This window comes from Nostoc sp., assembly GCF_036917455.1.
Lineage (GTDB): Bacteria > Cyanobacteriota > Cyanobacteriia > Cyanobacteriales > Nostocaceae > Nostoc.
Window position 1 is genome coordinate 25,245 of sequence record NZ_JBALDK010000107.1, and the last position, 9,093, is coordinate 34,337.

At 40.0% G+C, this 9,093-nt stretch carries 6 protein-coding genes and 1 pseudogene; 6 read left to right on the forward strand and 1 reads right to left on the reverse strand.

Annotation, left to right across the window (positions count from 1 at the left end; genetic code table 11):
- Window positions 1-28 precede the first annotated feature (28 nt).
- The 6 genes and pseudogenes from cbiQ (at window position 29) to aspS (ending at window position 7,383) form a co-directional block, all read left to right on the forward strand.
- Complete coding sequence (gene cbiQ / locus V7K42_RS12050; RefSeq protein ID WP_334916410.1) at window positions 29-808, forward strand: cobalt ECF transporter T component CbiQ; 780 nt, start codon at window positions 29-31, stop codon at window positions 806-808.
- 20 nt (window positions 809-828) lie between these two features.
- Window positions 829-1,623: an energy-coupling factor ABC transporter ATP-binding protein gene (locus V7K42_RS12055; RefSeq protein WP_334916412.1), complete on the forward strand. Its 795-nt coding sequence runs from the start codon at window positions 829-831 to the stop codon at window positions 1,621-1,623.
- A gap of 148 nt (window positions 1,624-1,771) precedes the next feature.
- Entirely contained in the window at window positions 1,772-2,815 is a 1,044-nt protein-coding gene (locus tag V7K42_RS12060) for a hypothetical protein (protein ID WP_334916414.1), read from the forward strand.
- A gap of 949 nt (window positions 2,816-3,764) precedes the next feature.
- Window positions 3,765-4,160 (forward strand): hypothetical protein, encoded by a 396-nt coding sequence (locus V7K42_RS12065; protein WP_334916416.1) that lies wholly within the window; start codon window positions 3,765-3,767, stop codon window positions 4,158-4,160.
- A 1,103-nt stretch (window positions 4,161-5,263) separates the two neighbouring features.
- A pseudogene (locus V7K42_RS12070) lies at window positions 5,264-5,428 on the forward strand (type II toxin-antitoxin system HicA family toxin); the annotation flags it as partial.
- A 167-nt stretch (window positions 5,429-5,595) separates the two neighbouring features.
- Window positions 5,596-7,383, forward strand: coding sequence for an aspartate--tRNA ligase (aspS, locus tag V7K42_RS12075; protein ID WP_334916418.1), 1,788 nt, complete (start codon window positions 5,596-5,598; stop codon window positions 7,381-7,383).
- A 287-nt stretch (window positions 7,384-7,670) separates the two neighbouring features.
- On the opposite strand, the gene V7K42_RS12080 is transcribed toward aspS, so the two are convergent.
- Window positions 7,671-9,086, reverse strand: coding sequence for an aromatic ring-hydroxylating dioxygenase subunit alpha (locus tag V7K42_RS12080; RefSeq protein WP_334916426.1), 1,416 nt, complete (start codon window positions 9,084-9,086; stop codon window positions 7,671-7,673).
- Window positions 9,087-9,093 lie beyond the last annotated feature (7 nt).

Here is a 9,093-nt window from a genome sequence, read left to right on the forward strand (position 1 = left end):
AATCAAATACAGATAGGAACTTAACATCATGCTGCTGCACGTTGGAGCATTTGTGTTAGATGTCGATAGCAAACAGGCTACTCTTTGGCATAAACTCGCTCCCCGTACCCGGATACTTTGTACCTTGTTGTTTGTGTTTGCCAATGTTCTAACACCAGATGGGCATTGGTGGACTTGGGCTATTTATGGATCGGCTTTACTAAGCCTAATATTGCTAAGTAAAGTCACTCTATCAGTACTAGTGAAACGGTTAGCAGTTGAGTTAACGTTTATTAGTGTCGTTCTGTTGGGTACTTTATTTCGAGGTGGTGGTGAGGTGTTGTGGTCTTGGGGGCCTTTGCAGATTACAACGGTGGGGTTAACTGTCTTAGGTAGTGTCACGCTTAAGGCTCTGTTATCGCTGCTAATACTAAACTTACTGACTTTAACCACTTCGGTAACGGCGCTGCTTCATGCCCTGCTAAAACTAAGAACTCCACCACTATTAGTTGCAATTCTGGCATCGATGTATCGCTATATCAGCGTCTTGATTGGGGAGTTTAACGCTATGCGTCGGGCGGCAGAGTCTCGAAATCTAATGAACAGGAATCGCTCTATCCGGTTAATTGTGGGCAACATGATTGGAGCGCTATTTATCCGCACTTACGATCGCGGAAATCTAGTTTATCAGGCGATGCTCTCACGAGGTTATCAAGGAGTGCCACCAATGATGGAAAAAGTCTCGCCAGGGGGACGATCTGACGTTGTAGCTTTAAGTCTGACTGTAATTTTGGCACTGTTGGGTCAGGCTATTTACTGGCGGAAATAACCTTTTTTCACATTATCCCAATGCACCATAATCCAATATCAATTCAAAATCTTAGCTATGCCTATCCTGATGGGACTCAAGCTTTAGATAAAATAAATTTGTCTATCAAGGCAACTGAGCGAGTGGCATTAATCGGAGCCAATGGGTCGGGAAAATCCACGCTGCTGTTACATCTAAATGGAATTATCATGCCGCAAGCGGGAGAAGTGACAATTGGCGAGTGGTCTGTAAATTCGGAAAATTTACGAAATATTCGGAATTTTGTGGGGTTAGTGTTTCAAAATCCAGATAATCAGTTGTTTATGCCAACAGTTTGGGAAGATGTTACCTTTGGGCCGCTAAATATGGGTGTGCAAGGTGAAGAATTGCTCCAGCGAACTCTGCAAGCAATGACAGCAGTAGACATCGATCCCCAATGGTATGGGCAACGCTATACCAATAATTTATCTGGAGGTGAAAAGAAACGCATTGCGATCGCTGGAGTCTTGGCAATGAACCCACAAATATTAGTATTGGATGAACCCTCTGCTCAGTTAGATCCCCGTTCTCGTCGGCAATTCATTGAATTGTTACAAACTTTACCTCTGACACAACTAATTGCAACCCATGATTTAGATTTAGCTTTAGATTTATGCGATCGCACTGTTGTTCTCAGTCAAGGTCAGATCGTATATGATGGCCCAACCGAACAGGTAATGAGTAATCCAGAGTTTTTAGATGGGCACGCTTTAGAGTCACCACTCTGCTATAGCCGCCCTTACTGTCAGTTAGAACATGCACCTGTTAAGGCATCTCGATACCGCGAACTTGTTTAGTTTAACCACATATAGGAATCAGATTAGATTTATGAAATAAATCTAATTATCTCTAGGGTGTGTTATCGCGGATAACGCACCCTACGTATATTTCAAAAATAAAATATTAGGACTCTTATTTGATTTGAGTTCTATAGATATTTGCTGCATGAATATTTTTCACCAAGCAGCATGGAAATATGGGAATATATACTCCCATGTTTTCAGCATAGTTTATCTAGATGGAGATTTCATGTCGATCGCTTCTTCTGCTAAATCTATTGATGACAATCTCAAGAATGTTGTAGACGAAATTGAAGCGCAAAGTTCTAGCTTATCAGTTTTTGCAGCACGTCAATTTCGTTATAGCTTGCGTCAAACTCTTGTAGAAGTCAATATCAAGGAACCCCGTCAGTTTAACGTACTTGAAGAATTTATTATCCGCGCTGCTATTGAATTTCAACCTCCGCCAACAGAGGATGAATTAGCCTCTATACTTGGGCTTGATTCTGTATTTATTAAAACTACTACTGCAACTCTTCGTTCATTACAAACTCTATCAGCAACATCGCCAATCACAGTTACTCCAGAAGGTCGCTCATTTTATGAAAAAGGCTCTGTCCCACAACCCCCATATCCCGTACAGCTTAATGCTATTTCAGATCCTTTAGACAACAAGATAACTTTTCAATCTGAATCATTAAGTGATACAGTTAGCAACCTACCTGATTTAGCAGATTTTATAAATCTTGATAATCTAATTACTGATATTTCTTCATTACCTCTTGAGCAAATCCAAACAGGTATTCAGAACTCAGGTTTAGCCCTTCATATACCAGAAGAGGGAAAAATCATCGCTGACTTTAAGGTAGTAGCTTCGACTCAAAAAATATGGAAAAAGATATCGCTTTTTGTTATCTTTGATGCCATTGAAGATAAATTTAGCATCCAAATAAGAAATGGAAAGCAAATTTTAGAGTCAGCGTCAACTTTATTAGAACTACTATCCTCTGAAGGGAAAATATCTTTGGAAACACTATGTAAATTGTCACCTGAAACCATAAATTTGGAACGTGAAGCTATTCTCAAACAAAAAAATCCTGAAATAGGAGCGACACTCGAAAAGATTCGTCAAAAGGCATTAAAATCTCCTACAAAAACCAATGTAAAAATAAGTAGTAATCCAGTAAAAGGTGAAAGTAAAACCCTTTAGAGGATGTTTGAAAAGTCCTCTTGTGATTATATCTGTCAACTCGCCCCTACTGCTTGTGAAAAATGGGGGTTTTGTCTGTAACCCCAATTTGCGATCGCTAAACCTAAATCAGCTTGTTAAATCTACCGAAATCAAAAAGTCAAATGCCATATTGAGAAAGCAAAAGCTGCTTTTGAGTAAGTCAAAGCTTGTTTTACTTGCGGAAAACACCGAAATGAGAAAGCAAAAGCTGCTTTTGAGTAAGTCAAAGCTTGTTTTACTTGCGGAAAACACCAAAATGAGAAAGCAAAAGCTGCTTTTGAGTAAGTCAAAGCTTATTTTACTTGCGGAAAACACCAAAATGAGAAAGCAAAAGTTACTTTTGAGTAAGTCAAAGCTGCTTTGGAATAAGTAATTGCAGATTTTGCTGATTAAATTTAACCAAAATATGAAGTTTCGTTAAAATTATTGAAAAAATTACTAAAAAGTGAGCAGTGCTTTGTCTATGTAAGGGCTTTCCAAGAAATAAATTATCCATTTTGTGGGATGGGCAAGATGCCCGTCCCCAATATTAGGATGGGCATCTTGCCCATCCCACAAGAAAATTTGGGATATTTTTTTATTTGGAAGTCCCTAACCACGATTTGCGATCGCAGTGCTTTGCTTTATTGATTGAAATTAATTACAGGATTATATTCCAATAATCGTTGCAGTTTAGAGGCAACTGTTGGTTGAAGAAGAATTCTGACTCCTGAATTCTGTTTCGATATTCTCTGGAGAAATCCGGGTATTGCTTGTTACTCATACCCATAGACTAATTACAAATATTTATATATCTAACAAATTACCTCTTCCCCAAGCAAGATTTTAAAATTATTTATTTTTTATGACTAAAATATGCCTTTTGTTAGAAGGATAATTACATTTTTATCGTTAATGTTTATTTGTAGTCAAAAACAATCTAATTGGCATGATAAATTTGATTTCTAAGACCATTAGTAATATCGATTCCCTACTTAAAGGATTTCAGGCAAAACGTTTTTTAGCTGTTGTCTTAGTTGGCTTTCTAGTGCTGACAACAAATATGACTTCTGGGCAGAATGACAAAGCCTTAAAGGAGAGAGTTCGCGAACAGATAGAGCAAAATGATGCTCAAAGACCGAAGACAACAGGGCAGTGGAATAAAGAAGCTCGTGAAACAGAAGGTTCTCTTGGCAAACGACTTGAGAAGATTGGAGGAGAGTCAGCAGAAGCCCTTAAAGAATTTGGTTCTGGGTACGTAAAGGGCGCTCAAAAAACTGCAAGCGATGTAGGGAATAGTGCAGCAGAGACAGGCAGAGATATCTCTAACAAAGTCGGACGCTAAATGCGTTTCAATATTCTATTGGCAGCAAGTGACAATAACTTTTGCCAATAAACAAGCAACAATCAATAGAGACGCTAGGATTTAAAAGTATATTTTCAAAGGGGTTGGCTGTAATTTTAGGCACTTATTGATCCCTCCAACCCACGCCAGTCGCTCTACTTTGGGAAACCCCTTGGCGTTAGCTCCCTTTAGAAGAAGACAGCGCTGGCTCCCCTTAAAAAGGGGGGTAAAGTCTCTATCGGTTCTTTCTAGTTTTTGTGTAATCCATTATTCCATTTGCTGACTTTGCTATGTTTCAAGGTTTTTGTATAAAAGATACACAGATTCTAGCTTTTGTCAAAGCTTTTGTTAAGAAAAATGTTTAGAATGGATAGCGATGTATTGGGGGGATTAAGGAGGGTAAAAAATCATACCTGAGATCAATTTTCAAACAACCTCTTAGCTCGACTTTATCCATTTGCTTCGCAACGCGATACTCCTGCGGAGTCGTTGCACGAACGCTTCAGATGAAACCTTTGTGGGACAGTAGTTTTACTTTTTTAACTTCATCCATAATCTGTGACATGGAAAAAGTATTTGCTAAAAAGCCAGGGTTTTTGCCAGATAAAGAAAACCAAGTTCTTAATTTTGGATAAAGTTGAGCTTAGAGGATGTTTGAAAAGTCCTCTTGTCGGTATCAAAAGTTCTAGATCCCCCTAAATACCCTTCAAAAAGGGGGGACTTTGATTCCAGTTCCCCCCTTTTGAAGCTACCGTGTATACACAAGTCTGAAAATAGCTGAAGAACTCAGGTTTTACCCCACCCTAACCCTCCCCTTATAAAGGGGAGGGAACCGGAAATATTATTTCCCCCCTTTATAAGGGGGGATTAAGGGGGGTAATACGACTTGTGTATACACCGTAGCCTTTTGAAGGGGGGTTAGGGGGGATCTAAAAATGTCTAAAGTCACAGTGAAAAACTTGTTCATTCAACCTCTTAGAGGTTGAACAAGAAAACACCGAAGCATTAGAGTTTATGGGCGTGCAAAGGGTTTCTGTTCAAGTATGAGTAAATTACCGAGTTTGACTGGGCGAGAAGTAATTACAGCGTAAAAAAAAGTAGGTTTTGAGGTAGCAAGAATCCGAGGGAGTCACCATTTTTTGATACACAGTAATGGTCGTAGAAGCGTTGTTCCAGTGCATTCTGGTGAAATAATTGGTTCTGGATTGTTAACGCAGATACTCCGTGACTGTGAGATCGTCCGTGATAAATTCCGGGAACTATTGTAAAAATAGGTAAAACTTACCCTTCCTGTGTCATGGACTCCTCTATATATAGTGTGAGATTATTTCATTTTTTCTTCAACTAGAACTACTACAATTACTATTGATGCTAGATAATGGGAAAGCTTTGACATTTTCTTCCCAATTTAGCCCGGAAACAATAACTAAGACTTATGCGAACTCACTATTGCGGCGAACTCCGAAAAGAACATATTGGAGAAACTGTTACCTTTTACGGATGGGTAGACCGTCGCCGCGATCACGGTGGTGTGATATTTTTAGATTTACGCGATCGCTCTGGAATTGTCCAAATCGTCAGCGATCCGCAACGCACCCCAGATTCTTACGAACAGGCGAACGCCCTGCGAAATGAATACGTTGTGGAAATCACAGGTAGGGTAACGCACCGTCCCGAAGAATCCCTAAATCCCCGCATCCCCACAGGCGAGGTAGAAATCTACGCCGATAAAATTAAACTGCTGAATGCTGTCCGCAAACAGTTACCTTTCCAAGTTTCCGTAGCTGATACTGAGACGGTGCGCGAAGATTTGCGGCTGAAATATCGTTATTTGGATTTGCGACGCGAACGCATGGCGCAAAATTTGCAACTGCGTCATCAAATTGTCAAAGCTATGCGGCGTTATCTGGAAGATTTGGAAGGTTTTATTGAAGTTGAAACCCCAATACTGACCCGTTCTACCCCAGAAGGAGCGCGGGATTATGTTCTACCTAGTCGCGTCAATCCTGGTGAATGGTATGCTTTGCCGCAATCACCCCAGCTATTTAAACAATTGCTGATGGTATCCGGTTTAGATAGATATTATCAGATTGCCCGTTGCTTTCGTGATGAAGATTTACGCGCCGACAGACAACCGGAATTTACCCAGTTGGACATGGAAATGAGTTTCATGTCTCAAGAAGAAATTATCGAATTAAACGAAAACTTAGTTTGTCATATCTTTAAAACCGTTAAAGGCATTGAGTTACAGCGTCCTTTCCCCCGCCTCACTTACGCCGAAGGGATGGAACGCTACGGGAGTGACAAACCAGACACCCGCTATGGTTTGGAATTAGTTGATGTCTCAGATATTGTCAAAGACTCTAGTTTCAAAGTCTTTCGGGATACTGTTACTAATGGTGGTATCGTCAAAATCCTGCCAATTCCCAACGGTAACGATGTAATTTCTAATGTCCGCATCAAACCAGGTGGTGACTTATTCAAAGAAGCCAGCGAAGCTGGTGCTAGAGGTTTAGCTTATATCCGTGTTAGGGATGATGGCGAAATTGACACTATTGGCGCGATTAAAGACAACCTCAGCATTGAACAAAAACAAGAAATTTTGCGGCGTACAGGTGCAAAAGCTGGACATTTGCTGTTATTTGGGGCAGGAGAAGCTGCTACAGTTAATAAAACATTAGATAGATTACGGCAAGCGATCGCTAAAGAGTTTGATTTAATCGATCCAGAAAAAATCAACTTGCTGTGGATTACAGACTTCCCCATGTTCGAGTGGAATGCTGACGAAAAACGTTTAGAAGCATTACATCACCCATTCACAGCACCCCATCCTGATGATTTGAGCGATTTAAAAACTGCACGCGCCCAAGCTTACGACTTGATACTCAACGGCGTAGAAGTTGGCGGCGGAAGTCTGCGGATTTATCAGCGAGAAATTCAACAACAGGTGTTTGAAGCGATCGGTTTATCTCCTGAAGAAGCACAAAGTAAATTTGGCTTTCTCTTAGAAGCATTTGAATATGGTACACCGCCGCATGGTGGCATCGCCTACGGTTTAGATCGTTTGGTAATGTTGCTAGCTGGAGAAGAATCCATTCGAGATGTCATTGCTTTTCCGAAGACACAACAAGCGCGTTGTTTGTTAACAGATGCACCTTCGAGTGTAGATGCAAAACAGTTGAAAGAATTGCACGTTGCTTCGACTTATAAACCAAAGCCTTAAACAAAGCGCAAGGGGAGTGCAGAAAGTGAAAGTAAGCCTTTATAGGTCAGTTTCTCTCTAACTCTGAAGAACCCCACCCCGCCAAAGCTATGCTTTGTCTCCCCTCCCCGCGAGTGCTACGGTCGGTGTACACACTATCTCTGTACAAACCCAAAATCGTTGGAGATCCCCCTAAATCCCCCGATAAATTGGGGGATTTTAAGAGACTTTTGCCCCCCTTTTTAAGGGGATCGCCGCAGGTGGGGGGATCTTATCCGAACCGTATTGATTCAAATCGAATTCCTATATTAGTTAAATATACTATGTACTGAAAAAACACCTTTTTTGGGAATGCTGCTGAGAAAGTGTTCTCGAATTGAATCTAATTTATAGTCACAAATTAGACTTAATATACCCAGTAAAACTGGTATAATAACTATGTTTGTAGGTAGATTGATTCCGATTAGCAACAACGCTATAATTATCAATCCGAGCGTAAAATTCTGACAAAAGTTTTTGACTTTATTTATCAAAACTAAAGATTGCCGACAACTAGGGCAATGCTTTGTATGTCTGTGCCAGATATCGTATAATTCTTCATCACTTAATTCTTGAAAAGGGGCTTCTGCTACTCCCTGCCATGCAGGTTTACCATCGCCAAACTCATCTAACCATTTACGAAAAGTAACGATGCCAACGTCAGCTATTGAAGGCATAAAATATGACTTTTGCCAAGTTTTATTGATCGCTGATTCGTTAACAGCTTGGGAGTGCATCATTGATAAATCTTGGTTACTCAATTTATAACTAGATGAATGTTTTAACCCAGTTTGTAAATATTTGGGTAGAAGCTCAAACCAAAAATTGCGTTTTTGTGGAAGACTATCAGCAATAAACTTACCAATTTGCCGACAATAACCTGATTTCGTAGGCACAAAATATAGCTGAAATAAAGCAGCTTTACCGTTAGAATATTTATAGATTGTTGTATTAGAACAAGGTGGACTGAACTTCCGAGTCGCATCCATATCTTTGTTAAAAATATTGTAACCAGAATGCTTTAAAGTAAAACCATCTTCAGCAGATACTTCTCTAAATACTTCAAAATGTTCTATGGGGATAGCTCGTTCTGGTGAAAATCCAGCAATTCCTTCATGCAAAAATTGGGCATGAGAAGGGTCAAAACTACTTTCAACAGAGACAGTGTAACCAACAGGAACTTCTGACATAAACCAATCGGTTAACGAGCTATCAAGTTGAGATTCTGGCATCAGGGCAGGTTGCTTGGAAATGCTATCTTCAAAAGCAGTAGGACTATTATCTGCCCAGATCCATAGTAATTCTTGTAGCACTTGAGTCGGGTATGTTGTTACTTGCGATCGCTCGCTATTACAGGCAGCTTTTAAAGCCTTTTCATCACTCAGCATGGGAATATTTGTACATTTTCCTGCCCCATCAAAACACCAACCATGATGACGACACATTAGGTTTCCATTTTCATTGATACTTCCTAAAGATAACTGCGCCAATTTATGGGGGCAAATATCATCCATTACTACCCAATTTTGATGTTTGTCTCTCCAAACTACCAGCTTTTTTCCAAGCAAAGTAATGGGGGTTGGATGAGAGGGTTCCAGATCAGTAAACCAAAAAGTTTTTTCCCAAGAGCGATCGCTAATCAAGATTACGTACTTTAAAGTACTATATACTACAAAATATATAATTAATGCT

Bases quoted from the DNA above. Each gene is read 5' to 3' on its own strand.
- V7K42_RS12060 (WP_334916414.1), top strand. From the start codon at position 1,772: ATGAATATTTTTCACCAAGCAGCATGGAAATATGGGAATATATACTCC.
- aspS (WP_334916418.1), top strand. From the start codon at position 5,596: ATGCGAACTCACTATTGCGGCGAACTCCGAAAAGAACATATTGGAGAA.
- V7K42_RS12055 (WP_334916412.1), top strand. From the start codon at position 829: ATGCACCATAATCCAATATCAATTCAAAATCTTAGCTATGCCTATCCT.
- V7K42_RS12065 (WP_334916416.1), top strand. From the start codon at position 3,765: ATGATAAATTTGATTTCTAAGACCATTAGTAATATCGATTCCCTACTT.
- cbiQ (WP_334916410.1), top strand. From the start codon at position 29: ATGCTGCTGCACGTTGGAGCATTTGTGTTAGATGTCGATAGCAAACAG.